The 1,473-nt window shown below is 59.7% G+C and carries 2 protein-coding genes; both read left to right on the forward strand.

Annotation, left to right across the window (positions count from 1 at the left end):
• The first annotated feature begins 320 nt into the window (after positions 1-320).
• Positions 321-503: a hypothetical protein gene (locus ATB98_RS00050; protein WP_153435585.1), complete on the forward strand. Its 183-nt coding sequence runs from the start codon at positions 321-323 to the stop codon at positions 501-503.
• The coding region (locus ATB98_RS00055) for a recombinase family protein (protein ID WP_167354036.1) at positions 490-1,473 on the forward strand (984 nt) is incomplete at its 3' end. The genes ATB98_RS00050 and ATB98_RS00055, both read left to right, overlap by 14 nt.

A 1,473-nucleotide genomic window follows, 5' to 3' on the forward strand; every position in this document is an offset into this window, starting at 1 on the left:
ATTGCCATCTACCGAACATTCTGCCCATGTCGGGCGAGAAGTTGTCGTCCACTATCGCTGGCATCCCTATTTCGGTCGTCGTTTGCGGCTGCACTATAGCGAGAACCGGAAGAAGGGCCAGTTCGTCCACGTTGAGGTCATGCCCGGCGTTGTGACGGCGATCGCTGCATGGATGCTTGATGCGGCGCGCTGTGCTGGCATGGAATTGGGGACGCCTCGGGTCACATTGTCGGCCCTTGTGGATCTGGATGACCTTTTACAGCGCCGCGGAATGCGGCGAACCTGTTCCGGCGAACCGAATCTCGTCGAGGAACACCAAGATGCCCGATCCGCAATTTCGCCTTCTACCGCATCAGCGTCAGCTCCTTATCTCCTTCGAACCGCCGCGCCTTCTCGGCCTCCCAGTGAGCGAACGCCGGCGGCTGGTGTCGAGCCTTGCCACGCTTCTCACCGAGGCGGCCACTGGCATGAAGGAGGAGGAACGGAATGATGACGAGCGTTGAGATCCTGCCTCCCACCATCCTGCAGCGGAAAGCCATTGTTTACGTGCGGCAGTCGAGCCCAGGTCAGGTTGAGAACAATCCCGAGAGCCGTCGCCGGCAATACGAGCTCGTTGACGTCGCACGCCATCGCGGCTTCCGCATCGTTGAGGTCATCGACGATGATCTCGGGCGATCGGCTAGTGGAATGGTTGCTCGTCCAGGCTTTGAGAAGCTGGTAGCGGCATTGTGTGCCGGTGAAGTCGGCGCTGTCCTTTGCTTCGATGCGTCGCGCCTGGCTCGCAATGGTCGCGACTGGCATCATCTTCTCGAGCTTTGTGGCCTTGTCGAAGCAAGGGTCATAGACTTGGATGGCGTCTACAATCCTTGCCTGCCGAACGATCGGCTGCTGCTCGGCATGAAGGGCAGCATTAGCGAGTTCGAGCTTGGAATCATCCGTGCGCGCATGCTGGATGCCGCTCGTGCCAAGGCTAGACGGGGCGAACTGAGGATCAGCGTGCCGATCGGATATGTCTGGCATCGCGACTATGGCCTGGGTTTCGATCCTGACCTGCGCCTTCAGCAGGCTATTCGAACGATATTTGAACGATTTCGCATACTCGGCAGTGCTCGGCAGACGCATCTGTCGCTGGCGGCAGAGGGGATGTTCTTTCCCCGGCCATCTGATGGCAAGCGCCTGACGTCGTTCGAGTGGCAGCCTATTCGTTATCGCAATGTCATCGGCCTTCTGAAGAACCCGTTCTATGCCGGGGCCTATGCGTACGGCAAAAGCGAGAAGCGGGTCACTGTCGTCGACGGACGGGCGCGCAAGAGCTATGGCCACGGCAAAGCTTTCGATGATTGGGAGGTACTGATCCGTGAACACCACGAAGGATACATCGACTGGGCGGAGTTCGAGCGGAATCAGGCGTCACTGGCGTGCAATACATACGGCCGCAGCGGTGGCCAGAAGTCCGGCCGCGGAGGCCGCGCC

It is taken from the genome of Sinorhizobium saheli (assembly GCF_001651875.1).
GTDB classification, from domain to species: domain Bacteria; phylum Pseudomonadota; class Alphaproteobacteria; order Rhizobiales; family Rhizobiaceae; genus Sinorhizobium; species Sinorhizobium saheli.

Bases quoted from the DNA above. Each gene is read 5' to 3' on its own strand.
- ATB98_RS00050 (WP_153435585.1), top strand. From the start codon at position 321: ATGCCCGATCCGCAATTTCGCCTTCTACCGCATCAGCGTCAGCTCCTT.